The sequence below is a fragment of the Thermodesulfovibrio hydrogeniphilus genome (assembly GCF_054657355.1).
In genome coordinates this window covers 1,031,876-1,057,083 of record NZ_BAAHYW010000001.1, presented here as the reverse complement: position 1 = coordinate 1,057,083, position 25,208 = coordinate 1,031,876, and the positions used below count along the sequence as shown (strand labels likewise).

25 protein-coding genes are annotated in these 25,208 nt (G+C 36.1%); 18 read left to right on the top strand and 7 right to left on the bottom strand.

The window, feature by feature from the left end:
* Positions 1 to 10 precede the first annotated feature (10 nt).
* Positions 11 to 277 carry a co-chaperone GroES gene (locus ACYQ3P_RS05305; protein ID WP_460176901.1) on the bottom strand — a complete coding sequence of 89 codons (267 nt, stop codon included), beginning with the start codon at positions 275 to 277 and terminating at the stop codon, positions 11 to 13.
* A gap of 805 nt (positions 278 to 1,082) precedes the next feature.
* On the opposite strand from ACYQ3P_RS05305, the gene ACYQ3P_RS05300 reads away from it, so the two are divergent.
* Positions 1,083 to 1,934 carry an RpnC/YadD family protein gene (locus tag ACYQ3P_RS05300; RefSeq protein ID WP_460176900.1) on the top strand — a complete coding sequence of 284 codons (852 nt, stop codon included), beginning with the start codon at positions 1,083 to 1,085 and terminating at the stop codon, positions 1,932 to 1,934.
* A 44-nt stretch (positions 1,935 to 1,978) separates the two neighbouring features.
* Here ACYQ3P_RS05300 and ACYQ3P_RS05295 read toward each other — a convergent pair whose 3' ends face one another.
* The 5 genes from ACYQ3P_RS05295 to ACYQ3P_RS05275 all read right to left on the bottom strand — a co-directional run bounded on the left by ACYQ3P_RS05295 (position 1,979) and on the right by ACYQ3P_RS05275 (position 5,995).
* Positions 1,979 to 2,206, bottom strand: a complete 228-nt coding sequence (locus ACYQ3P_RS05295) for an MCP four helix bundle domain-containing protein (protein ID WP_460176899.1) — start codon at positions 2,204 to 2,206, stop codon at positions 1,979 to 1,981.
* A 98-nt stretch (positions 2,207 to 2,304) separates the two neighbouring features.
* Positions 2,305 to 2,823, bottom strand: a complete 519-nt coding sequence (locus ACYQ3P_RS05290; protein WP_460176898.1) for a chemotaxis protein CheW — start codon at positions 2,821 to 2,823, stop codon at positions 2,305 to 2,307.
* A gap of 848 nt (positions 2,824 to 3,671) precedes the next feature.
* Positions 3,672 to 4,433 carry a YkgJ family cysteine cluster protein gene (locus ACYQ3P_RS05285; protein ID WP_460176897.1) on the bottom strand — a complete coding sequence of 254 codons (762 nt, stop codon included), beginning with the start codon at positions 4,431 to 4,433 and terminating at the stop codon, positions 3,672 to 3,674.
* Complete coding sequence (locus tag ACYQ3P_RS05280; protein WP_460176896.1) at positions 4,434 to 4,835, bottom strand: secondary thiamine-phosphate synthase enzyme YjbQ; 402 nt, start codon at positions 4,833 to 4,835, stop codon at positions 4,434 to 4,436. It abuts the gene before it with no gap.
* Complete coding sequence (locus tag ACYQ3P_RS05275; protein WP_460176895.1) at positions 4,832 to 5,995, bottom strand: LL-diaminopimelate aminotransferase; 1,164 nt, start codon at positions 5,993 to 5,995, stop codon at positions 4,832 to 4,834. Before ACYQ3P_RS05275 ends, ACYQ3P_RS05280 begins: the two co-directional genes overlap by 4 nt.
* Positions 5,996 to 6,551: 556 nt before the next feature.
* Here ACYQ3P_RS05275 and acs point away from each other — a divergent pair.
* Genes acs through ACYQ3P_RS05230 form a run of 9 tightly spaced genes read left to right on the top strand, consistent with a single transcriptional unit; the run spans position 6,552 to position 16,338 of the window.
* A complete protein-coding gene (gene acs, locus ACYQ3P_RS05270) occupies positions 6,552 to 8,672 on the top strand; it encodes an acetate--CoA ligase alpha subunit (protein ID WP_460176894.1) in 2,121 nt (706 codons plus the stop codon).
* 22 nt (positions 8,673 to 8,694) lie between these two features.
* Positions 8,695 to 9,267: a 2-oxoacid:acceptor oxidoreductase family protein gene (locus ACYQ3P_RS05265; protein ID WP_460176893.1), complete on the top strand. Its 573-nt coding sequence runs from the start codon at positions 8,695 to 8,697 to the stop codon at positions 9,265 to 9,267.
* A complete protein-coding gene (locus ACYQ3P_RS05260) occupies positions 9,264 to 9,551 on the top strand; it encodes a 4Fe-4S binding protein (RefSeq protein ID WP_460176892.1) in 288 nt (95 codons plus the stop codon). The genes ACYQ3P_RS05265 and ACYQ3P_RS05260 overlap by 4 nt, the downstream gene beginning before the upstream one ends.
* The gene (gene porA, locus ACYQ3P_RS05255) at positions 9,551 to 10,732 is read left to right on the top strand and encodes a pyruvate ferredoxin oxidoreductase (protein ID WP_460176891.1); all 1,182 of its coding nucleotides are present in this window, start codon (positions 9,551 to 9,553) and stop codon (positions 10,730 to 10,732) included. Before ACYQ3P_RS05260 ends, porA begins: the two co-directional genes overlap by 1 nt.
* 1 nt (position 10,733) lies before the next feature.
* The gene (locus ACYQ3P_RS05250) at positions 10,734 to 11,717 is read left to right on the top strand and encodes a thiamine pyrophosphate-dependent enzyme (RefSeq protein WP_460176890.1); all 984 of its coding nucleotides are present in this window, start codon (positions 10,734 to 10,736) and stop codon (positions 11,715 to 11,717) included.
* Positions 11,714 to 12,769: a DRTGG domain-containing protein gene (locus ACYQ3P_RS05245; protein WP_460176889.1), complete on the top strand. Its 1,056-nt coding sequence runs from the start codon at positions 11,714 to 11,716 to the stop codon at positions 12,767 to 12,769. The genes ACYQ3P_RS05250 and ACYQ3P_RS05245 overlap by 4 nt, the downstream gene beginning before the upstream one ends.
* A gap of 4 nt (positions 12,770 to 12,773) precedes the next feature.
* The gene (locus tag ACYQ3P_RS05240; RefSeq protein WP_460176888.1) at positions 12,774 to 14,402 is read left to right on the top strand and encodes a hydrogenase large subunit; all 1,629 of its coding nucleotides are present in this window, start codon (positions 12,774 to 12,776) and stop codon (positions 14,400 to 14,402) included.
* Entirely contained in the window at positions 14,384 to 14,866 is a 483-nt protein-coding gene (locus tag ACYQ3P_RS05235) for a 4Fe-4S dicluster domain-containing protein (protein WP_460176887.1), read from the top strand. Before ACYQ3P_RS05240 ends, ACYQ3P_RS05235 begins: the two co-directional genes overlap by 19 nt.
* 17 nt (positions 14,867 to 14,883) lie before the next feature.
* The gene (locus tag ACYQ3P_RS05230) at positions 14,884 to 16,338 is read left to right on the top strand and encodes a hydrogenase 4 subunit D (RefSeq protein ID WP_460176886.1); all 1,455 of its coding nucleotides are present in this window, start codon (positions 14,884 to 14,886) and stop codon (positions 16,336 to 16,338) included.
* On the opposite strand, the gene ACYQ3P_RS05225 is transcribed toward ACYQ3P_RS05230, so the two are convergent.
* Positions 16,335 to 16,595 carry a hypothetical protein gene (locus tag ACYQ3P_RS05225; RefSeq protein WP_460176885.1) on the bottom strand — a complete coding sequence of 87 codons (261 nt, stop codon included), beginning with the start codon at positions 16,593 to 16,595 and terminating at the stop codon, positions 16,335 to 16,337. The genes ACYQ3P_RS05230 and ACYQ3P_RS05225 overlap by 4 nt on opposite strands.
* On the opposite strand from ACYQ3P_RS05225, the gene ACYQ3P_RS05220 reads away from it, so the two are divergent.
* From ACYQ3P_RS05220 to recN, 8 genes are read left to right on the top strand one after another with little or no spacing between them, the layout of a single operon-like run.
* Entirely contained in the window at positions 16,579 to 18,393 is a 1,815-nt protein-coding gene (locus tag ACYQ3P_RS05220) for a complex I subunit 5 family protein (RefSeq protein ID WP_460176884.1), read from the top strand. The two genes, ACYQ3P_RS05225 and ACYQ3P_RS05220, sit on opposite strands and share 17 nt — an antisense overlap.
* Before the next feature lie 4 nt (positions 18,394 to 18,397).
* Positions 18,398 to 19,312: a respiratory chain complex I subunit 1 family protein gene (locus ACYQ3P_RS05215; protein WP_460176883.1), complete on the top strand. Its 915-nt coding sequence runs from the start codon at positions 18,398 to 18,400 to the stop codon at positions 19,310 to 19,312.
* A 1-nt stretch (position 19,313) separates the two neighbouring features.
* Complete coding sequence (locus ACYQ3P_RS05210) at positions 19,314 to 19,949, top strand: hypothetical protein (RefSeq protein ID WP_460176882.1); 636 nt, start codon at positions 19,314 to 19,316, stop codon at positions 19,947 to 19,949.
* A 4-nt stretch (positions 19,950 to 19,953) separates the two neighbouring features.
* Positions 19,954 to 21,504 carry a complex I subunit 5 family protein gene (locus ACYQ3P_RS05205; RefSeq protein ID WP_460176881.1) on the top strand — a complete coding sequence of 517 codons (1,551 nt, stop codon included), beginning with the start codon at positions 19,954 to 19,956 and terminating at the stop codon, positions 21,502 to 21,504.
* 10 nt (positions 21,505 to 21,514) lie between these two features.
* Complete coding sequence (locus ACYQ3P_RS05200) at positions 21,515 to 21,982, top strand: NADH-quinone oxidoreductase subunit B family protein (protein WP_460176880.1); 468 nt, start codon at positions 21,515 to 21,517, stop codon at positions 21,980 to 21,982.
* On the top strand, positions 21,972 to 22,433 hold the full coding sequence (locus ACYQ3P_RS05195) for a hydrogenase 3 maturation endopeptidase HyCI (protein ID WP_460176879.1): 462 nt from the start codon (positions 21,972 to 21,974) through the stop codon (positions 22,431 to 22,433). Before ACYQ3P_RS05200 ends, ACYQ3P_RS05195 begins: the two co-directional genes overlap by 11 nt.
* Positions 22,434 to 22,481: 48 nt before the next feature.
* Positions 22,482 to 23,357 (top strand): 4-hydroxy-tetrahydrodipicolinate synthase, encoded by an 876-nt coding sequence (gene dapA, locus ACYQ3P_RS05190; protein ID WP_460176878.1) that lies wholly within the window; start codon positions 22,482 to 22,484, stop codon positions 23,355 to 23,357.
* Entirely contained in the window at positions 23,354 to 25,015 is a 1,662-nt protein-coding gene (recN, locus tag ACYQ3P_RS05185; RefSeq protein WP_460176877.1) for a DNA repair protein RecN, read from the top strand. The genes dapA and recN overlap by 4 nt, the downstream gene beginning before the upstream one ends.
* The last annotated feature ends 193 nt before the right edge of the window (positions 25,016 to 25,208 follow it).

The following is a 25,208-nucleotide window of genomic DNA, read 5'->3' as shown; positions in this document are numbered from 1 at the left end:
TATCAAATTTTTATTTTTCTACAATTCCGAGAATTTCTTCTTCCTTGATAATCAAGTACTCAACATCATCAACCTTAATTTTTGAACCTGCGTACTTATCAAAAAGAACAGTATCACCTACTTTGACTTCTTTAACTTCTGACCCAACCTCAATAACAACTCCTTTCTGCGGTTTTTCCTTTGCTACATCTGGAACATAGATTCCGCCCGGGGTTTTTTCAAGTTCCTCAGAGGAGTACTTTACTACTACTCTGTCTTTAAGTGGTTTAATCTTCATATCCTACCTCCTTTTATTAATTTTTTATTAGCAACTAACTCTATCGAGTGCTAATATAACTTGAAATTAACATTTCAATCAAGGCTAAATAACTTACTTTTTTGCTAATTTTTGCTCTTTTTTGCCAAATATTGCTTTTTTTTGTTAAATTTCTCTTTTTTTGTTCAAATTGTTTAATTATCCTAAATTCCGCATAAATTAGCCACTATCAAATTATTTCCAAATTTCAATATTTAGTAACTTCCCAATATATAACTCTTTTCCTAAAAATAGAGATAGAAAGCCAATAATTGGTATAACCATTTGAAAATTAGGTATTTTTTGCTGTCATTGCGAGCATCCGAAGGATGCGAAGCAATCTCTACTTTATTTTTCAGTAAAGCCTTATTAGAGACTGCTTCGCCTCCTTCGGAGGCTCGCAGTGACGATGTTGCGGATTGCCACGCTATCGCTCGCAACAGGGGGCTCGCAGTGACGAGTGTCTATCTTTTTTTTCGGTCTTTCAAAATAGCGAGCTAAATTTTTGAAAATTTGATATAATCAATAAAAACCTTGTTCATTGACAAGGCTGAGATTCTCGGCTATTGAAAAATAAGGATTTGTGAGGGGTCACTGCCTAAAAAATAGGCAATTTTGATAAAAATTTAGTGAAACTGGGGGAGATTCTCGCAGCCGGGGTTTAAAAGGATTTAAAATCAATAATTTACAAGGCAACTGTTGCAATGGTCCTTCAGCTGAAGGGGGTCTTTTTTTGTCATTGCGAGCACCGAAGGTGCGAAGCAATCTCTATATGTTATAATTACTCATGTCAAACGAAGCTTTTCAATATGACAGAACAATAAGGGAACTTATACAGTCAATTCCCTTAAGATTCACTGAAATTCTTACTGGAATGAAAGTTACAGAGATTCTTGATACAACCTTTCCTAAAGTTGATGAAAGAGTTGCTGACTTCATTGGAAGGCTTGAGGATGGAACAATAATTCACATTGAGCTTCAGGTTCAGAATGACCCAAATTTACCTGAAAGGATGATTAATTATTTTTTAAGGATAAGGACAAGATATGGACAAAATCCTTGGCAGATGATACTATGGCTTGCAGATGGAAAGTGTCCATATGAAGAGCATATTCAGATTGGACCGTTAAGCTTCAGCTATACAGTGAAGGACATAAAAGAGATAGACTGCAGAGTTCTTCTTGAAAGTGAAGACCCAAATGACAACATTTTAGCTGTTTTATGCAGAAGGGGAGAGGGATTTTGGGAAAGGCTAATTGAGAAACTGAGGGAGTTACCAGAGGGCAAAAGAAGGAGCTATATACAAAAGCTGTTGTATTTGATAAAATTAAGAAAGGACATACTTCAAGAGTATGCGACCTTGCTCAAGGAGGTGAATAAAATGCCACTACCAATAGTAATACCAAAGGAGCAAGACCCTTTCTATATTGAGGGAATAGAGAGAGGAATACAGAAGGGCTTAATACTTGATGCACAGGAGCTTGTTATTGAGGCATTGGAGGAGAGATTTGGATTTGTGGGAGGGACATTGAAGGAGAAGATAAAATCAATACAGGAAAGGGATGTGCTAAAGAGACTTCATAGGTTAGCAATAAGAGCAAGTAGTATTGAAGAATTTGAAGAAAAGATGGATTTTTAAGTGGGGAAGGCATTAGATTTTAGCCTTCCCCCAATCACTTAGAGTTATACTCTAAACCTTCCTATCGCAGAATTAAGTTCTCCGCCCAATCTTGCAATATCTGATATGGTTGCCGCAGAATCGATTTTGTCTATCCTTTCTTTAAGTTCGCTTGTGTTGTTAACAATCCCGTAAAGCTGTAAAACTGTGAATGCAGAGACTGCTATCATAAGAAATAAAACCACTCCAAAAGCAATATAAAACTTTTTCCCAATCGTTAAATTTTTAAACATACTCACCCCCCCTTTTTAGGTTTTTGATTAAACGTAAGACGTTACACGTAAAAAGTTCTCATCTCACCTCTCACTTTTCACATACACATACACCCTCTTTACCCAATTGCCTGCACAGGCTCAGAAGTAACTGAAGCCTGCTCTTCTGCACCAAACATTGCTGCTGTTTCTTTGCCTACAAGTCTGTCCATGTCAAGCAAAATAATCAACCTGTCCTCAAGCTTTGCTATCCCAGAGATAAAGTCACTGTCAACTGAACATGTCATTGGTGGTGCTGGCTCAACCACAGAGGTTGGTATCCTAAGCACTTCTGATACTGTGTCTACCACTACTCCTATGGTTATTCCGTGTATGTCAAGTATCATTATCTTCTGCTGGGCTACATCATCTGCCTCTGGAAGTCCAAACATCTTGCGAAGACTTACAACAGGGATAACCTTTCCACGCAGATTAATAACTCCTTCTACATAAAAAGGTGCATTTGGTACTTTTGTGATTTCCTTCATTCTGTTTATCTCTTGCACTTTGAGAATATCCACTGCATACTCCTCTCCACCAAGATGAAATGTGACAAGCTGTAGCATGTCACTGCCTTTTACAACCTTACTTTCCCTCATCCCTTCAACCCTCCTTTCTTAGACATACAAAAGTATGTTTTTTTTATAAATTCTTATAAGTCTAAATTAATTTAATTTTTCATTATACCAAAAATATCACGATTTTCAAAGGTCATTGATAGGTATTTTTATCGGGCGAAAAAGACGAGATTGCTTCGGCATCCTAATGGATGCCTCGCAATGACTTCCCTACCCGTCATCACGAGGCTTGCGAAGCAAGCCGAAGTGATCTCCCTTTAGGAGAGAAGAAAAACGAGATTGCCACGCCTCACCTTCGGTGAGGCTCGCAATGACACTTTTTCGTTACTGCGAGCCTTCTGTTGTGAGCGATAGTGTGGCAATCTGGGGCGAAGCAGTCTCTAATAAGGCTTTATTGAAAAACAAAGTAGAGATTGCTTCGGCATCCTAATGGATGCCGAAGCAATGACGGTGTAGTGTGTCACTGCGAGCCTCTGAAGGAGGCGAAGCAGTCTCTGATTAGTGCTTGGTGGATGGTGAATTTTGGATTGTTTTAATTGTAGATTATTTCCTATCATGACGAATCCTATTTTTGTATTTGGGAAGGGCTTTAGTCTCAAGCAATTTTGCTTGTTTACTACCACAAAAATAGACCAGATTGCCACGCCTGCCTTTTGACAGGCGTGGCAATGAGCAAAAATAAAAATTTGATGCTCGCAATGAAGAAAAAATAAAAGAATGCCACGCAATGACACAAGAAATTTAATTTTCACATGATTATAGCAATTACTGGATTTCTATCGCTATATTGTGGAGAATGTTCATAAAAAAGACCTCTAATTAACAATTAGAGGTCTTTAGAAAGTATTAGTCATCTCAAGTCAGATGAGCTATTTTTTCAACTTAAGTGTCTCTTTGATCATGAGCAAGAATTTTACATAATCAAAGGCAAACTTCATTAGTTCGGTTTCATCCTTTTTCATTTTTTCAATCTGTTCATCTGAGACATCAAAAACATCAAGAAATCTGCTTTCAAAAACAAAGTCTCTAAAGGCATCTATGTTATAACAAGCCATATAGAAAGCTTTTTGCTTTTTTTCGTCAAGCTTTTCTGCTCGCATGTTTTTCGTAAAAAATAACTCTCTCCACCCTCTGTTCATATCATCATACAGGTCAACGCCCTGGTCCTTTCTCCATTCTTCAACTGTCCATTCTTTGTCTTCCTCAAATCCCTTACAATGAGTCTCACGGACAAAAAAGTAATGTTCCTCTGTAATTCCGTCTGTCAAATCAAATTTTTTAAGAGATGCCTGTCCTATTGGATAGTATCTACAGGTTGCCGGTCTGTCCTCATACACAGAGCATCCAGCATCACAAAGAAACGGACATGTTTTTTCTTCATCGTCATTCTTATTAAGAAAGACAAAAGGATAGCCGCTTTTGGGCTCTATAAAAACATAAGCATACTTCATTAAAAATTCTCCAGATGAAATGCCAAATCTGTTTTTTAATCTCATGATATCATACGGAGTAAGCATGATATCTATGTTTTTACAGCAGCTTTTGAAACACGAAATACCAGGATAACAGCGAAACTTAAATTTTGACTCCAGAGTTAGCTCCTCAGGAGCAATTGCATTAATGTTTAACATTTATTCCTCCCCTTTGATTATTTTTAGATAAACTTTTCTTGTTCTTGGTCCGTCAAATTCACAGAAAAAAATACTCTGCCATGTGCCAAGTAATGGCTTGCCGTTTTCAATTAATACATTTACCGATGAGCCAACAAGAGTTGTTTTTATATGACTGTCTGCATTCCCTTCCATGTGTGAATATCCCGCGCCATAGGGAGCTATCTTTTTAAGGGCATTGATTATATCTTTTTTCACGGAAGGGTCAGCTCCTTCATTAATAGTAATCCCAGCTGTGGTGTGAGGAACATACAGATAGCAAACACCGCTTTTTATTCCTGATTCTTTAATAGCATTCTCAACCTCATCGGTTATATCAATAAATTCTTCCCTTGAAGATGTCTTGACAGTAATTGTTTTCATATTTTAAGTCTCCTTATTCTTTCAACCGCTTCTATTATTCTTTCCTTTGGCTGGGTAAGGGCAAACCTTATATAACCCTCTCCGTATTCACCAAATCCAACTCCCGGCGTGCATAGAACTTCTGCCTCCTTTAAAAGCTTTGCCACAAAGTCTATAGAATTTGTTCCACGTGGAACATTTACCCATAGATAGAATGTGGCGTTCGGTTTTTTAGCTTCAAATCCAGCAGATTTTAGCCCTTCATAGAGAATATCTCTTCTTTCCTTATAAATATCTCTAATCTCTTTTAAAATGCTGTCATCTGTTTCAAGAGCAACGATAGATGCTTCCTGAATTGCCTGAAAGACTCCAGAGTCAAGATTTGTTTTGACCTTTCCAAGTCCTGCAAGGATATCTTTATTTCCGACAGCATAACCTATTCTCCAGCCTGTCATATTGTATGTCTTTGAAAGAGAGTGAAACTCAATGCCAACTTCTTTTGCACCATCAATCTGCATAAAACTGATGGGCTTTTCTTCAAAGTATATTTCTGAATAAGCAGCATCATGGCAAACTATTATGTTATATTTTTTAGCAAAATCTATGACTTCTTTGTAAAAATCTTCTGTAGCATCAGCAGAAGTTGGGTTGTTAGGATAATTTATGAACATAAGTTTTGCTTTGTGGCAGATATCTTCTGGAATTACTTTTAAATCCGGTAAGAAATTATTTTCCTCGCGAAGGGGCATAAAATATGGAATGCCTCCTGCGAATTTTGTGCCAACAGGATAAACTGGATATCCCGGCGAAGGAACAAGAACTATATCTCCGGGATCAATAAATGCAAGGGGAATGTGCCCTATTCCTTCCTTTGAGCCTATCAGAGAGAGAACTTCTTTTTCAGGGTCAAGCTCTACATTAAATCTTCTTTTATACCATCCGGCTACGGCTTCTCTGTAAGAAAGCATTCCTTCATAGCTTGGATATCTGTGATGTTCAGGTTTTTCAACAGCCTTTTTCATGGCTTCTACAATATGATTGGGGGTTGGAATATCAGGGTCACCAATGCTCAAGTCAATTAAATCAGCACCTTTTGAAAGGGCTTCTCTTTTCATTTGATCAATGGCAGCAAAAAGATAAGGTGGTAAAGTTTTGATTCTCTCAGCATATTGAATCTGCATTTGCTCCTCCATAAAATAGTATATTAATTAAAGTTTACTAAAACTTACAGATTATTTCCAAATTTAAATTAAGCAAGCTTTTATATAAAAAGTTTGCACTTCCTTGTTATTGCGAGTCTGCATTTTTTACGAGCCTGCTGCCAGTTTGTGTGGCAATCTCTCAGTAGAAATAATCAGATTGCTTCGGGCACGGAGTGCCCTCGCAATGACCGAAAAAAGAATGCCTCGCAATTACGGAAAAGAAAGTGCTCTGAATGATAAGGAAGGAAGATGCCTTGCATTGATGATTAAAGGAAGACGATTTGCATTGAAGAGGAAGGAGAATGCTACGGAATGACGAAGAGGAAAATGCTTCGCAATGGCACGCTAATTTTTGTATAAAAAGCGATAAATTTACAATTATTTATTGATTTTAAGCGAGCCTTACAATAGTAAATAAAACAGACAAGCAAAGATGTAAGAATGTTCTTACTCTGTGTAAGATTTTTCTGATTTACAATTTGTTACGAGAAGTGTATAATTTAAAAAACTATTTTTATAATTGAGGAGAGTGAAAATGGCTGAAAATTCTCCGCAAATAAACCTTATTGACTGTATATTTAATCCTTCTGCAATTGCTGTCATTGGTGCTACTTCTGAGGAGACTAAAGTTGGATATGCTGTCTTGAAAAATCTCATTGATGGCTATTCTGGTAAGATTTATCCTGTTAATCCTAAAAGAAGTGAAATTTTATCATTAAAATGTTATCCCTCTGTATCAGCTATTCCAGATAAAGTTGACCTTGCAATTATTGTTATTCCTGCTAAAGCAGTAGCAGATGCTTTAAGAGACTGTGCACAAGCAGGTGTTAAAGGAGTAGTTGTTATTACAGCAGGTTTTAAGGAAGTTGGAGGTGAAGGGGTTGCAAGAGAAAGAGAAATAGTTGAAATAGTAAGAAGTGCAGGAATAAGAATGGTCGGACCTAATTGTCTTGGTGTTATGAATACTAAAAATAGGATGAATGCATCCTTTGCTGCAGAACTTCCACCGGCAGGAAGAATAGCTTTTTTCTCCCAGTCTGGTGCTTTAGGTGTGGCAATAATAGATTGGGCTATTGAGAATAATTTTGGATTTTCAAAATTTGTAAGTTTTGGTAATAAAGCTGATTTAAATGAGACAGATTTTATTGAATACTTTGCAAATGACCCAGATACGGATGTAATATTAGGTTACATAGAAGATATTATTGATGGTAAAAGATTTCTTAGAGTTGCAACAGAGGTTACAAAAATAAAACCTGTAATTCTCATTAAATCTGGAGCAACTGAAGCTGGAGCAAGGGCTGCCTCTTCACACACTGGTGCTTTGGCAGGTTCTGACAGGGCATTCACTGAGGCATTCAAAAAATCAGGAATTATAAGGGCATATAGTATTGAAGAACTCTTTGAAATAGCTGAAATGTTTTTATCTAAAAAATTTCCTAAGGGAAGAAATCTTCTTATAGTAACCAATGCAGGAGGACCTGGTATAATTGCAGCGGATACAGCGGACAAACTTGGAATAAAATTACCTCCCATGAGCAGGGAATCAATAGATGAAATTGCGGAGAAACTTCCTCCTACAGCTTCTCTTTACAATCCTGTTGATGTTATTGGAGATGCTACTTCGGAAAGATATAAAGTTGTACTTGAGCAGGCAATAAAAGACAAAGTAGCAGAGGGAATTTGTGTTTTACTTACTCCTCAAGCAATGACAGACGTTGACAATATAGCAGATGTTGTTATCTCAGCTTCAAAAGATACAGAAAAGCCAGTGTTTGCATCTTTTATTGGAGGTATAAGAGTAAAAAACGGAATAAAAAAACTAAAATCTTCAAATATACCATGCTTTACAGACCCTACAGTGGCAATCAATTCCTATAGTAGACTAATAAATTATGTGGAAATAAAAAATAAATCTGAATTTGAAATTTCACAGCTTGAAATACCATCTGAAAACATCAAAAGGGCTCAAGAAATAATTTTACAAATGAAAGAGAAAGGACTTTATGAACTTGGCGGAGAGGAGGCGATGCAGGTTCTCTCCCTGTATGGATTTTCCTTTCCAGAAAGAGCACTTGCAAAAACACCTATGGAAGCAGTAGCAATTGCAGAAAGAATTGGATATCCTGTTGTTATGAAAATCTCATCTCCCCATATATTGCACAAGACAGATGTTGGCGGAGTAAAGCTTAATCTTACCAATGAAAAGGCTGTTTACAACGCATTTGTAGAAATAACCACGAATGTGAAAAGACTCATGCCAGAGGCATACATTGAAGGTGTAATGATTTATGAGATGGTTACAGGAGGAAAAGAGATAATTCTTGGAGTAACCTACGATAGAACATTCGGACATATGATAATGTTTGGACTTGGGGGAATATATGTAGAAGTTCTCAAAGATGTTTCATTCAGAATAGTTCCTGTCACAGAGCAAGAAGCCTTTGACATGATTTCAGAGATAAGGGGTAGCAGAATATTAGATGGAGTGAGAGGAGAAAAACCTTACGATAAAAACGAAATTGTAAAATGTATAAGAAGACTTTCAAAACTTGTTCAGGATATTCCTATGATTAGGGAAGTAGATATTAATCCTTACCTTATCATGTATAACGGTGGAATTGGACTTGATGCAAGAATAATAATCTCAGATTAAAAAATTTTTTAAGGGGTGTAATATGGAAAAAGTAGAGATAAGGTGGCATGGAAGGGGAGGGCAGGGAACAGTGACTGCTGCTAAAGTATTTGCTGATGCGTGTTTAAGTGGAGGCAGACATGTTCAGGCATTTCCCGAGTATGGACCAGAGAGGGCAGGTGCACCACTTAGGGCATACAACAGAATAAGTTCAAAGGAACTAAGGATGCATTGTCCTGTGGCAAATCCTGATGTAGTAGTTGTAGTAGATCCCACACTCATAGAGAGCATAGATGTTACAGAAGGAGCAAAGGATGATGCAATTTTTGTTGTAAACTCATCAAAGGAGCCACAGGAGCTAAGGGAAAAGCTAAAGCTTAAGCCAACGCAGAAGCTTTATGTAGTTGATGCAACAAAGATAGCAATTGAGTGTTTTGGTAGACCAATGCCTAACTCACCGATGGTAGGAGCATTAAACAGGGCAACAGGGCTTGTTGAATTAGAGACATTGCTTGAGGATGTAAGGAAGAGTTTTGGGAAGAAATTTGCACAAAAAATAATAGACGGTAACCTTCTTGCAGTCAAGAGAGGTTACGAGGAGGTAAAGCAGGGATGATGAGCTGGAAAGAAATACCTGAAGGAATGGTAATACTTGAGGCAGGAAGTGCCTTAAAATTCAAGACAGGCTCATGGAGGACATTCAAGCCTGTTTGGATAAAGGAAAACTGTATCCATTGTCTGCTTTGCTGGCTTTACTGTCCAGACAATGCAGTAAAAGTAAAGGATGGAAAAAGGGAAGAATTTGACTATGACTACTGCAAGGGCTGTGGAATTTGTGCATTGGAGTGTCCCGGCAAGAAAGGCAACAAGGCAATAGTAATGCAGGAGGAGGTAAAGTAATGACGAAGATAGTAGCAGTAACAGGAAACGAGGCAGTAGCCAATGCATTTCGTCAGATAAATCCAGATGTATGTGCAGCATATCCGATAACACCTCAGACAGAGCTAATGCAGAGATTTGCCTCCTTTGTATCAAATGGGCAAGTAAAGACAGAGCTAATACTGGTTGAGAGTGAGCATTCAGCAATGAGTGCCTGTGTTGGTGCAGCAGCTGCAGGAGGCAGGGTTGCAACAGCAACATCATCACAGGGATTGGCACTCATGTGGGAGATACTATTTATAGCCTCAGGCTTAAGGCTTCCCATAGTAATGCCAGTTGTAAACAGGGCATTGTCTGCCCCGATAAACATACACTGTGACCATTCAGATGCAATGGGAGCAAGGGACAGTGGATGGATACAACTGTGGAGTGAGAACGCACAGGAAGCCTATGACAACACAATACAGGCATTCAGAATAGCAGAGCACATGGAAATAAGACTTCCAGTCATGGTATGCTATGACGGCTTCATAATAAGCCACTCAATAGAAAGAATAGAGTATCTTGATGACGAAGTAGTACAAAAATTTGTAGGAGAATACAAGCCTCTTTATCCACTGCTTGATATAGACAAACCAAAAAGTTACGGACCACTAATACTGCCTGATCTTTACATGGAAGTAAGAAGGGCAAATTCGGAAGTCTACAAAAAAGTTCCCCAAGTAGTGCTTCAAGTAGCAAAAGAATTTGAAAAAATATCAGGCAGAGCCTATGGACTATTTGAATCATACAGACTCAATGATGCAGAGATAGCACTTGTAATACTTAACTCAGCAGCAGGAACAGCAAAGGATGTTGTTGATGAGTACAGAGACAGAGGAATAAAAGTAGGACTACTTAAACCCAGACTTTACAGACCATTTCCGTATGAAGAGATAGCACAAGCCTTAAAGCATCTTAAAGCAGTATGTGTGCTTGACAGAGCAGATGCATTTGGAGGCTCAATGGGACCTCTTTATCTTGATATAGCAACAAGCTTGATAAACCACAAAGAAAAACCATTGCTTATAAACAGAATATATGGACTGGGTGGAAGGGACTTTATGCCAGAGCATGCAGCAGAAGTTATTGAGGAGCTTAAAGAGATAGCAGAGACAGGGAAAATAAAGACAACAAAAGAATACATAGGAGTGAGGGAATAGCATGGCAACACCGATTAACTTAAAAGAACTATCAAAGCAAGAACTAAGATTTACAGCAGGGCATAGGCTTTGTGCAGGATGTGGAGCACCCATAGTGGTGAAGATGGTACTACTTGCAGCATGTGACTATCCGGTAGTAGCGGCGAGCTCAACAGGATGTCTTGAAGTCTCCTCCTGTATATCCACATACACAGCATGGAAAGTGCCATGGATACACAATGCCTTTGAAAATGTAGCTGCCACCTTGTCTGGAGTAGAGGCGATGTATAAATCATTAAAGAAGCAAGGCAAAATAGACAAAGAGATAAAATTTATTGCCTTTGGAGGAGATGGAGGAACATATGACATAGGATTTCAGGCTTTATCGGGAGCAATGGAAAGATGGCATAACATGCTTTACATCTGCTATGACAACGGAGCATACATGAACACAGGAATACAGCGTTCAGGTGCAACACCAACCTTTGCAGACACAACAACATGTCCAGTAGGTTCAGCAATACCCGGGAAGCCTCAGCAGAGGAAGGACCTCACACGGATAATGGCAGCACATGGAATACCATATGTAGCGCAGGCATCACCAAGTCATTGGGCAGACTTAATGAAGAAAGTAAGGAAAGCACTTGAGATACAGGGGCCGAAGTTTATAAACATATTCTCCCCGTGTAATCGTGGATGGAGGTCAAGGACAGATGATGCCATACTGCTAAGCAGACTGGCAGTTGAGACATGCTTTTGGCCTCTGTATGAAGTAGAAGAGGGACAGACAAGGGTTACATTCAAGCCAAGAGAGAAAAAGCCAGTGGTAGAATTTTTAAAAGCACAGGGAAGATTTAAACATCTTTTTGAGCCGGGAAAAGAAAAGCTGATTGAACAATTTCAGGAAACAATAGATAAGAATTGGAATAGGCTTTTAAAGGAAGAACAGATGTTTTTAGATCCCTCATCAACAAAATCTGAGGAGAATATGGAGGAGAAAAAATGATACCAATTTTTATAATTTCAAATCGTCCATTTACAGGGAAGAACTTTTTTGCTATAGGTTTAGCTTTGACTCTTAAAGAAAAGGGCTATAAAATTGGATATGTAAGACCTCTTGGAAAAATTCCCTTAAGAAAGGGAGAAGAAATTTTTGATGAAGAAGCGGTATTTATAAAGGAAATATTAGGACTTGAAGAACCTTTAAGCATAATTTCTCCTTTTGTATTTACCTATGAAACTCAATACAAGCTTTTGGAAGGTGCAGACTTAAAAGTAAAGGAGAAGGTATTAAATTCGTTCAGTAGCTTATCTGATAAAGATTTTGTAATAGTCGTTGGTGCAAATAACATATTTGAAGGGTATACACTTGGCATAAGTTCTATAAATCTCGCAAATGAAACAAATGGAAAGGTTATTGCTATTCAGCATTGGGATAGTGAGCTTGCTATGGATGATATATTCGGAATTAAAGAGATAACAAAAGATAAATTCATTGGAGCTGTTATAAATAAAATTGCACCAGAGCAGTATCACCATATAAAAGAGAAGGTAATTCCTTTTATGGAATCAAATGGGATTAATGTGCTTGGAGCATTTAAAAAAGATAAGTTCCTTGAAGCAGTTACAGTAAGAAGGCTTATGGAAGCTGTAAATGGAGGCGTTGTCTGCTGCGAAGATAAACTTGATGAAATTGTTGAAAACATCTCAATAGGTGCAATGGATCCAGAAACAGCTCTATCATATTTCTTAAGAATTCCTAACAAAGCAGTAATCACAGGTGTTTACAGGACAGATATTCAGATAGTTGCTATGGAGACATCAACAAAATGTTTAATTCTTACAGGTGGAATGCATGTTAGTGCCACAGTAACTGGAATTGCTAAGGCTAAGGGAATACCAATAATTGTAACTTCAATGGACACATTTACAGCGGTTGACAGAATGGAAAAACTAATGGGAAAGGCAGTAATAAGAGAAAAAGAAAAGGCTATGAAAGCAAAGGAAATTGTGGGAAGAGATTTTGATATAGAAAGTTTTTTAAGAAAAGTCAAATAAAATTATGATGAACACAGAAATTTCTTCTATAGCAAAAGTAGAGACAGTAAAAGAAAATTTAGTTGTTTTTGCCTCTCCATATCAGATAAAAGAAGTTGCGAGACTTATTGTTCAACAAGGTGCAAGATTTGTTCATTTAACTGCAATAGATTTTCCTGAAAAAAGTAAAATTCAGCTTAACTACTTTTTTCTTCTTTTAAAAGATGGATTTAATATTATTGTTAAAACTGATTTGGAAGCTTCCTCTCCCACAATCTCTTCAGTTTCAGATATAATTCCGGGAGTTATATGGGCTGAAAGGGAGTGCAAAGACCTTTTTGGAGTTGATTTTGAAGGACATCCTGATCCAAGAAGGCTTGTTCTTTCTGATGATTGGCCCGAAGGGGTATATCCTTTAAGAAAAAACTTTTCATATAACACTAAGCCTCCTATCCAATCAGAGAGCAAAGTTGAGTTAAAAAAACCAAGTGAAGGAAGAACAGTTATTCCAATTGGACCATTTTATCCATCCCTTGAAGAGCCTGCTTACTTTAGACTCATCGTTGAAGGAGAGGAAATTGTTGATTTTGACTATAGAGGCTTTTATGTTCATAGAGGGATTGAAAAACTTGCTGAGAGTGCCCTGAATTATCAGCAAGTTCCTTTTCTTGCAGAAAGAATTTGTGGAATTTGCGGCTTTGTTCATTCAACAGCCTATTGTCAGGCAGTTGAAAAGGCTGCAGATATAGAAATTCCAATGAGGGCAAAATTTATACGAAGCATGTTCCTTGAACTTGAAAGAATTCACAGCCATCTTCTATGGGTGGGTCTTGCAGCACATATTGTTGGTTTTGACACTTTGTTCATGGAAGCATGGAGAATTCGCGAGCCTGTTATGTATTTATGTGAAATGATAACAGGTAACAGAAAGACCTTTGGAATAAACATAGTTGGTGGAGTAACAATAGATGTTCTCCCGCAGCATTTAAAGGATATGGAAAATGTTATTACTGAAATTGAAAAAGATGTTAAACAATTAAGGGACATTATTATTGATGATGAAGTTATTCAGTTAAGATTTAAAAATGTTGGAATTCTAACTGAAGAAGATGCGAAAAAATATTTTGTTGGTGGACCTGTTGCAAGAGCTTCAAATATAAGGATTGATATGAGAAAGAATATGCCCTATGCTGCTTATCCTAATTTGGAATTCATAATGCCTATACAAAAAGAAGGAGACATATGGGCAAGAACTTTAGTAAGATTGGAGGAAATTTTTATATCAATAAATATGTTAAAGCAAATAATAGAAAATATGCCTGAAGGTCCAACTTCTGTAAAAATTTCAAAAATAGAGCATTGGAAAGAGGCTATATCCTATGTAGAGGCACCGAGAGGACAACTTTTTCATTATGTAATGACAGGACCTGAAGGAAGACCCTACAGATGGAGTGTGAGAGCACCTTCTTATCAAAACTATCAGGCTCTTTCAGTTCTTCTAAAAGGTGAAACAATAGCTGATGCACCTTTGATTATTGCAAGCATTGATCCTTGTTTTTCATGTACAGAAAGGCTTGAAGCAGTGGATTTAAAAAACAAAAAAGTAAAGGTATATACTGCAGAGGAATTGCGAAGATGCTCAAGGGCAAAATAAAGGCTTTGCTACTTTTTTCAAGGCATAAAAAAATTACAAGACCTTACTCCTTTGTGCCTATAAAACCACCTGAAAATTTAAGGGGAAGACTGAAGGTTGATCCGAACAAATGCATTGGATGCGGAATGTGTGTGAGGACTTGTCCTTCAAGGCTTATAGAAATTAAAGATTTGGGTGATGCTAAAATTGTGCATTTTTCAGCTGGCAGATGTATTTACTGTGGCAGATGTGCCAATGCTTGTCCTGAAAAGGCTATTCAGATTACCAATGAATTTGAACTCGCAACAGATAACAAGCAGGATTTGGAAATAATGATAAAAATAAGTATGGTTAAGTGTCTGCTTTGCGGAAAGCCATTTATGACTTACAATATGTTTAAAAAACAGGTTGAAAAACTTCAAGAAAAAAGCGAAGAAAATATCAATAAGCTTAAAATTTGTCCAGCATGTAAAAGAAAACAATAGGAGAATGGTAATTAACAATGGATTTTTTACTTTTAACATTGATAATGCCTTTTACAGGAGCTTTAATATCTTATTTCTTTAAAGATAAAAATTCAGGAATTTTTGCTGTTTTTTTTGCACTTATTACTCTTTGTTTTAGCATGTTAAATGTTTTTAGTGAAGTGTTTTATTTCCCAAAAGTAACATATAATTTAATTTCTTTTAACTGGCTCAATTCAGATTTTGTCTTTAGCCTTCAAAATGATGCTTTAACTTCAATAATGTTAATTCTTATAACTGTTATTGGCTTTTTTGTTGTTCTTTACTCCTATGGATATATGTCACCTAAGAATGCTGATCATCCATTTCATGAACCTTATGGAAGTTATTATTTTCTTATACTTCTTTTTATTGGAGCAATGGTTGGAATTGTATCAGCAACAAATCTTCTTCAGGTTTTTTTCTTCTGGGAAATAACAACTCTGTGCTCTTGGGCTTTAATTTCATATACAAAGGACCAGACAGCTACTTTTTCAGGTTTAAAGGCATTTATTATGACACACATAGGAGGGATATGTTTTTTAATTGCCCTTGCTATGCTTTATACTCAGAGCAAATCCTTTGATTTTTCAGCTATTTCATCTTTACCACAGTCAAGCAAATTTATAGTTTTTGCTCTTTTATTCTTTGCAGCATCAGCAAAATCAGCACAGGTTCCCCTTTTTACATGGCTTCCTGATGCAATGGTTGCTCCAACTCCAGTAAGTGCCTATCTACATGCTGCTGCAATGGTAAAGGCAGGAGTTTATTTGGTTGCAAGGCTTTATCTGTCAAATCCTGATTTGTCAAATTATTGTGCAGTGCTTGTTGGTGTGGTCTCAGTGCTTACAATGATAATTTCTGTTATTCTCTATTATTTTCAGTATGATTTAAAGAAAATTCTTGCTTATTCAACAATTGGACATTTAGGTTACATTTTATTGGGAGTTTCCATTGGAATCTTTGGCTCAAAAACGGGTGCAATGGGTGGAATATTTCACATAATAAATCATGGTTTTGCCAAAGGATTACTTTTCCTTTCTGTAGGTGCAATTGCTTATGCAACAGGTTCAAAGAGTATTCAAGAGTTGGGTGGACTGTCAAGTAAATTTCCTCTTTTGTCAGCATGTTTTCTTGTAGGAATGTTTTCAATTGTTGGAGTTCCGCCATTTTCAGGATTTTGGAGTAAATTTATGATTTTTACTGGAGCCTTTGAAAATATTAATACTGTTGTTTTTGGTGTGATTGCAATTTTAGAAAGTATTCTTGCATTCTGCTGGTATATCTTTGTTGGACAGAAGGTTTTCTTTGGAACACCAACTCAAAAGGTTGTTTTAGCAAAAAATGAAATACCTTTTTCAATAAAATTGAGCTTGATTTCTCTTTTAATTCTTAGTTTAGTTTCGCCTTTGATTGGTTATCCCTTTGTAAAGGCTTTATTTGGAGGTTTTTAAATGGTGTATTTGTATATATCATTTTTGGCTTTGCTGAGCGGGGCTTTAATTACATCCTTTATTCGCAATAAATTTGTTTCAGGATTTATAAATTTCTTACTTACTGCCTTGTCTTCTGTGTGCTTAATATATGTTTGCGCAGATATTTTTATTGAAAATAAAACATTAGAGGACAAACTTCTTTCCCTAACTCCGCTCTTAAATTCGTCATTTTTAATTAGTTTAGATGCCTTATCAGCTTTGTTTCTGTTAATCATAGCAATTGTTTCTTTTTGTGTTTCTGTGTTTTCATGGAAATATTTGAATGCCTATGAAAAGCATTCACCTACAAAATTTTATCCATCTCTTATGTTGCTTTTTCTTTCATGTATTGGACTTGTAAGTGTGAAGGACTTGCTTTTCTTTATAATTTTTTGGGAGTTTATGACATTAACTTCTTGGTATATTGTTGTTTTTGATAAAGAGAAAAAGGAAGCATTGAAAGGAGGGCTACAGTATTTTATTACCACCCATGTGGCAGCTGTTTTCTTAATATTAGCAGCAGTGATATTGTATTCTTATAGCAAAGACTTCAGCTTCTATGAAATAAAGAAAGCTTTACAGTTTATTGTAGAAAATAATTCTGTCCTTGCTCATTTTGTTTTATTTTGCATATTTATAGCCTTTGTAACAAAAGCTGGAATTCTTCCATTTGGATTTTGGCTACCAAATACTTATCCACAGCCACCTTCTTCTGCCTCTTCTTTCTTTGGTGGAGTAATGTCAAAACTTGCTGTTTACGCTCTTGTTAGATTTTTCCTATCTGTTGTTCCTTTGTCATTTCATACTCAAGTATGGGGATTTATAGTAGCTACCTTTGGCGTGATATCAATATTTGTAGGAACATTGGCAGCCCTTGCACAGGATGAGGCAAAAAGACTTATGTCCTTTCATGCAATTGGTCAGGTTGGCTATATGTTGCTTGGAATAGGAGTAGGACTTTACTTTATCAATATTAATCCTTTCTTAGGATTAGTGGCACTGATTGGAGGGCTTTTTCATGTTTTTAACAATGCAATATACAAAAGTCTTTTATTCCTTAATGCTGGAGCAATTTTTTATAAGACAGGAACAACTGATTTAAATAAAGTTTCTGGATTGCTTAAAGTTATGCCTGCTGTGGCAGTAACAGCGATAGTAGGCTCTCTTTCAATTGCAGGAGTTCCGCCGTTTAATGGATTTTTATCTAAACTTCTCATTTTTGAAAGTTCAATATGGGCATCACAAGTTAATGAGTGCAATTTTATTGTAAAATTTGCATTTATAATTTTTGGAATAATATCTGTTTTTATTTCTGCTATTACTTTGGCTTCATTCCTTAAATTTGTAAACTCTGCTTTTATGGGAAAACTAAGGGGAGTAATTGATGATAAAAGAGATGTTCCATTTTCAATAAGTTTCCCTCAAATGATTCTTGCTATTGTATGTCTTTTAGCAGGAGTGTTGCCGTTTATTCCTCTGAAAATCATTTATTTAGCAGTATCATCTTCTTTGGATATTTCAGTTCCAGCGTTTTCAACTGTATTTTCAACCAATTTTGCAGGAGTAAGCATAACTTTCAGTGAAGGGATAAGTACTGGTGCATGGTTTCCGATTTATGTCATGATTTTTGTCTTAATACTTTCGCTTATAATTCTTGGCTTTGAGAAATATGCAAAGTCACCAAAGAGAGAAGTTGAGACATGGTATGGTGGTAAGGAGCATCTTCCTGAAGAAGTCGTTTATACTGGACACAGTTTTTATCAGCCATTTAAGAAGATGTTGAGTTTTAAAATTGGCTCAATAAAGTTTGTAGCTTTTTATCCTGTAAATCTGCCTTCTATTAAAATTTCTTTGCCCTATTTTTTTATAAAGTTATTGCATCCTGATTTATGGCTTTATTATCCTTTAGCAAAAAAGATTGAGAATTTTATTGATTTTTTGGGAAATCTTTATCAGAAGCTGACTAAAAAACCGACTCTCTGGCTGATTGGCGGGATTGTTTTATTAATGCTGATAATTTTTTATTTGAGGTAAACTTATGAAGACAGATTGGATTATTCTTACTGCAATAGTGAACATAATTTTTGTTCTGTTTATTTCACCATTCTTTGATGGAGTTACAAGGAAGATAAGAGCAATTCTGCAGAGCAGAGTAGGACCACCGCTACTACAGTCTTACTACGATATTGTAAAACTTATGGGAAAGGAAGACTTAATCTCTACAGTAAATCCTCTCTTTAGGATTTCACCGTATTTAACCGTGATAACTTTGGGAGTTGCTGCACTTTTAGTTCCTATTGCAGAGCTAAATCCACCTTTTAGTTTCTGGGGAGATATTTTTCTTTTTATTTACATAATCACTGTTGTAGGAATAGCAATAATTATGACAGCAGCTGCATCTGAAAATCCCTTTGCTTATGTGGGAGCTTCAAGAAAAATCATGCTTCATCTTTCTGTGGAACCAATCCTTGCAATAGCACTAATAACAGGAGCTATTAATGCTGGTTCTTTCAAAATAGGAGAAATTGTTACATGGTACTATCAAAATGGACCAAATCTATCAATGATTTTGGCTACGGTGTGTGTTTTTCTTGCTCTTCAGGCACTTATTGGAAAAATTCCCTTTGATATATCTGAGGCTGAACAGGAAATTGCAGAGGGAGTGTTGATTGAATTAAGTGGTCCTAAGTATGCATGCATAAAATGGGCAAATATGTCAAAACAGGTGCTGATTTGTCTTGTTTTTGCACAGATTTTTATTCCCTGGACAATGACTTCAAATTTCTTAATAAATATTATCATAGCCTTTTTTAAGGTTGCAGTTATTATTCTTATCAGCACACTGATTGAGGCACTAAATCCAAGACTTAGAATAGACCAAGCACTTAAATATAATTTAACGCTTGCAGGATTTTCACTTACATCAATATTTTTAGCACTTTTAGGAGTGTAATATGGAGGTAATTTATGTTTTGATTTTATTCTTTGCATTTATTTCTGGAGAGTCAAAAAACTTAAGAATTTCCTCATATTTTCTTATTCCACAGGGTTTACTTATTAGTATTTCTTTATTTATGCTCGGATACTCTCATGAAATGCCCTCACTTTATTTGATTGGGATTTTAGATTTAATTGTTAGAGCAACGGTTTTGCCTTTTATTCTGATACAGGTTTTTAAAAACATAGAAGTGGAAAGAAAACCTTCAATTATATTGCCCCTTTCAATTCCAGTATCAATTGTTTTGCTGGCTGTAGGTTATCACTTTGCCTTAGAATTAAAAAACATTATTTTGCCTCAATTTCTATCTTGTTTTCCTTCAGGGCTAACCCTTTTTATCTTTGGCTTATTTTTAATTGTTTCAAAGGCTGATATTTTGAAGATGACTGTAAGTTTTTTCATCATAGAAAATGGAATTCATTTAATTCTCATAGGCATACTTCCTCATATGCCTAAAACCTTTGAGATTGCTCTAACTTTTAACTTTATCCTTGCAATGACTCTGTTTATTTATATAGGAATGAGATGGAAGATTTTGATTATGCAAGAGAAAAGATATGGTATAAAAACTTCTGATGATTTAAGGGGTTAAAAGTATGGAGCTTGAAAAATTAATTTACTTAAGTTTTGTTGCTCCAATATTTGCAGGTCTTTTACTTCTTGTTCTTCGTAAAAATTTGCTTTTACAAGTTGGATTGTCTGGTTTTTCAGTTTTACTTTCAGCAGTTGGAACATTTTTGGGATGGCTAAAAATAAATCAGTGCGAACCCCTTTCTGTCATTGCGAGGAGCTTCAGCGACGAAGCAATCTCTTCATTACCACGCCTTACCTTCGGTGACATTCACAATGCAGGACAGGTAATGTCGGATTTAAAACCATTTCAAGCTGCTGAAAATTTCTATTTTGATGGATTTAGTATTTTTATGCAATTTATGGCTGAATTTATTACTTTTTTTGCAATTATCTATTCCTACAAGGAACTGCAGAGATTTTTTGAGCACAGAAAAGAAAGTTTTAATTTATACTTTAGCGTGATATTGCTCTCCCTTGGCTTTTCAAATTTGTGTTTTTCTCTGAATAGTATTTTGTTTGTCTACATTACCCTTGAAATAAGTAGCATAATTTGTGCTTATTTAATCTGCTTTAGACAAAGTAAAGAGTCTCTTAAGGCAGGATTTAAGTATCTTCTTATTGTAAACATAGGAATACTTTTCAGCCTTCTTGGTATTGTTTTACTTTCTTATTTCTCCCATGAGGAAGTTTTAATTAGCAATATTTCAAAGAATGTAGCACTTCTTTCAAGGGATATAGCACTACTTTGTGCAGGTCTTTTGACAATAGGATTCTTTACAAAAGCTGGACTTATGCCATTTCACATATGGCTTCCAGACTCTTATGCTGAGGCTCCTACTGCTTCTACTGTGTTTATGACAGGATTGATAACAAAGCTTGGAATTTATGGGTTGATTAGAACAACTTCAGCCTTTGCCTTGTATTTGGATGAGTTTAAATTTTTTATAGTTTGCCTTGCTTCAATAAGCATGCTGTTTGGAGCTTTGATGGCATTTACTCAAAAGGATGTAAAAAGAATGATAGCTTACAGTAGTATAAGTGAAATGGGAGCAGTGACAGTAGCAATAGTGTTAAATAGTTATACTGCTTTTTTTGGAGCAGTGTTTCACATGTTAAATCATACTTTGATGAAAGGAGCTTTGTTTTTCTCAGCAGGACTTTTAATTTATCATTCTTCAACAAACACAAGCCATCAATTAAGAGCTTCTTTAATTTCAATACCATTTTTCATTGGAGCTTTGGCAGTAGGTGGAATGCCTCCTTTTAGCAGTTTTTCAAGCTCTATTACTATTTTGTTTGCTCTTGCAGATAAAGGATTTTTATGGACATCTGCAGTTCTTGCAATTTCAGGATTTATTAGTGCACTGGCTCTTTTAAGATTTGCAATAAAATTATTTTGGCATAACTCTCACTTAAGTCGTCAAATACATGCCAGTGTTCAAGAATTTCCTTATTCAATGGTTATTTGCTCAGCTTTGGTTGCAGTGCTTTTGATTGTCATGGGAATTTATCCAAAGCTTCTTTATACTTTACTTGATGCTACGGTAATTTCAATCATGAAAACAATGTATTAAGGGGGAAATTATGTCTTTGCTTCAAAAGTTGGCGCAGAGAGCTTTTAAAAAATCAGTATGGGTGTTTCATGTAAATACAGGAGCATGTAATGGCTGTGACATAGAGCTTCTTGACATACTTACTCCCTATTATGACATAGAGAGATTTGGTATGAAAGCTGTAAGTTCTCCAAGACATGCAGATGCCCTTGTTATTTCTGGTCCTGTAACACGAGCAACAGTTGATTTTGTAAAGCAGGCTTACGAAGCTACTCCCTCTCCAAAAATTGTTATTGCTCTTGGTTCTTGTGCAACTGAAGGTGGGATATGGTTTGACAGTTACAATGTTGTTGGAGGGGTTGATAAAATTATTCCAGTAAATCTTTATATTCCGGGATGTCCTCCTCGTCCAGAGGCTATTCTTTTTGGAATTGCTCAGGCATTAGGAATATCAAAGAAAAAAATAAAGCCTCTTATTGCAGAGCAAATTGAATCTTGAAGATTTTCTGAAAAATCTTAAAGGCAAAGTTTTAATCCTATCAGTAGGTCATCCTTTAAGGGAAGATGACGCAGTAGGAAGCTATGTGGCAGAAAAAATCAAAGGTAAAATAAAGGCAGATGTAATCAATTGTGGTGAAAGTCCTGAAAAATTTACTGACAAAATTGTTCAATTAAATCCAGATGTATTAATTTTCATTGATGCAGTTGAAATGAACTCTGAAGCAGGAAGCATAGCCTTTTTTTCAGAAGATGAAGTTAATTCTAAAATTTTGTTCACCCATAAAAGCAGTCTTGGAGTTTTAACAAAGTATATTAAAGCAAAGATAGACTGTAAAGTATTTCTTATTGCTATTCAACCTATGAGTACCAATTTTGGTCATTCATTAAGCGAAAAGGTACAAAAGACTGCAGATATTTTGTCAGAATTGTTGATTGAAAAACTTTCCTGATTTGCAATATATTTTGTATAATTTATAAAAACTTTTGGAGGTTTAAAGATGTTTAAAGGTTCAATGGTTGCAATTGTTACACCGTTTAAAGATGGAAAAATTGATGAGAAGGCTTTGGAAGAGCTTATTGAGTGGCATATACAGGAAGGCACCCATGCAATAGTTCCATGTGGCACAACAGGAGAGGCATCAACCCTTGATTATGAAGAGCATTACAGGGTTATTGAAATTACAGTTAAAGTTGTAAACAAAAGAATTCCTGTTATTGCAGGAACAGGTTCAAACTCAACTGATGAGGCAATTATGATTACTCGTAAAGCAGAGGAGCTTGGTGCTGATGCAGTGCTTTCTGTAACACCATATTACAATAAGCCAACTCAAGAAGGACTATACAGGCATTTTAAAACAATTGCTGACAATACAGGACTTCCAATTATTCTTTACAATGTGCCAGGAAGAACTTCTCTTAATATGCTTCCCCAGACCGTTGCAAGGCTGAGGGAACATCCAAGAATTGTTGGGATTAAAGAAGCAACTGGAGACATGAAGCAAGTAAGTGATTTGATTAGACTTTGCGGCAGTGATTTTACAGTGCTTTCAGGCGATGATTTTACAAATCTCACCCTTCTTGCTCTTGGTGGAAAGGGCTTTATCTCAGTTACAGCAAATGTATGTCCAAAGGATGTAGCAGAAGTTTTCAATTCATGGGAAAGAGGAGATATTGCAAAGGCAAGAGAGATTCACTATAAGCTTGAGCCAATGAACAAGGCGATGTTTATTGAGACAAATCCTATTCCAGTTAAAACCGCTCTTGCAATGATGGGAAAAATAAGGGAAGAATTCAGACTACCCCTTTGTGAAATGTCTCAGGCAAACAAAGAAAAACTTGCGGAGGTTTTGCGTAGCTACGGCTTAATTAAATGATAGAAGAAATCAGGATAAAGGACTTTGCAATAATTGAGAGGCTTTCTGTTTCTATAGGAAAGGGTTTTAATGTTATTACAGGTGAGACTGGTGCCGGCAAGTCTATAATCGTTGATGCCTTAAGTGTGCTTCTTAAGGAAAAAGTATCTTCTGCTGATTATGTTCGTTATGGAAGTAATGAGGCTACTGTTGAGGTTGTCATTACTGAGGTTGAACATGAATTTGGTGATGATATTTTAATTTTAAGAAAAGTTCTTAATCTTCAGGGAAAAACAAGGGCATACATTAATGATTCTGCATATACTTTGCAAGGTTTTTCAGCAGTTGCAAGCAGATTTATAAATATTCATGGACAACATGAACACACCGCACTTCTTAAGAAAGAAAATCACATTGAATTTTTTGATACAATTGCAGGGTTACAAACTGAAGTAAGTAAATTTAACAGTTTATATTCAAAATATTTGACCCTAAGGGAAGAGACAGAAGCTCTTAAAACTCAAATCAGCGAAAAAAAGCAGAAAGCAGAGCTTTTAGCCTTTCAAATTGAAGAAATTGAAAAGGCAAAATTAAGTATTGACGAGGAAAAAGACCTTAATGAAAAGCGTCAGATTTTAAGGAATGTTCTCAAAATTAAAGAGATTGCAGAATCTGCATTTGAGCTTATTCACAATGACAGAAATTCAGTTTATACAAATCTTTCAAAAGTTCTTGTTCAAATTAAAGAGCTTATAAAATTTGATTCAAAGGCTGAGGATTTAAAGAATCTTTTAGAAACCGCCTTTGCACAGATTGAGGAGGCTGTATATCTTTTAAGAAAATTAAAGGAAGGTTATGAACCAGACCCGCATCTCCTTGAAAATATTGAGGAAAGACTCACATTGATTAACAGGCTTAAGTCAAAGTATGGTGGAAGTATTGAGGAAGTTTTAAGATATTGCGAACATGCAAAAAAGGAGCTTGAAGTAATGGCTTGTTCAGAAGAGGAGCTTCAAATCAAAGAAAAGGAATTGAATGCTCTTTTGAAAGAACTGAATGAACTTGCCATAAACATTTCAGATAACAGAAAACAGAAGAAAAGAGAAATTGAGGAAAAAATTATTGAGGAACTCAAATTTCTTGGATTTTCAAATCCTGTTTTTGAAGTTAGAATTGTTACAAAACCCTTAGGTTTAAATGGAATTGACGATGTTGAGTTTTACTTCTCTGCAAATCCAGACCAGCCTCCAAAGCCTTTAAACAAAGTCGCCTCAGGAGGAGAGCTTTCAAGACTTATGCTTGCAATAAAAAGCGCTGAGATTCAATACTTAAAATCCAATACTCAGCAGTCAATACATCTCAATCAACTTACACTTTTTTTTGATGAAATAGATGCAGGCATTGGAGGAAAAGTGGCTGAGAATGTTGGTAGAAAGCTTAAGCAACTTGCAACCTTTCATCAAGTATTATGCGTTACTCATCTTCCACAGATAGCAGCTATGGCTGACAATCATTTAAAAGTTGAAAAAAATGTTGAAGATGGAAAAACAAAGGTTGAGATAAAGCCTCTTAGTGAGTATGAAAGAAAGGAAGAGATTGCCCGTATGCTTAGCGGAAGGGTTACGTCAAGCTCTCTTAAGCATGCAGAGGAGCTTTTAAGCGGTAAAAATATAGATTGAGCGATTCTAAAATGTCATTGCAATTGTTCTTTTTCGTAGCGTATGTTAAATATATGGAGAGTGCGAGATACTTTAGTCCTGAAGCAATTCTGTCTTTTTATGAGATTGCCACGCCTGCCTTTCAGCAGGCTCGCAATGACCCCTTTTTTCGGTATTGGAAGGCACACCCCTTTTCGTCATCGCAAGACTTGCC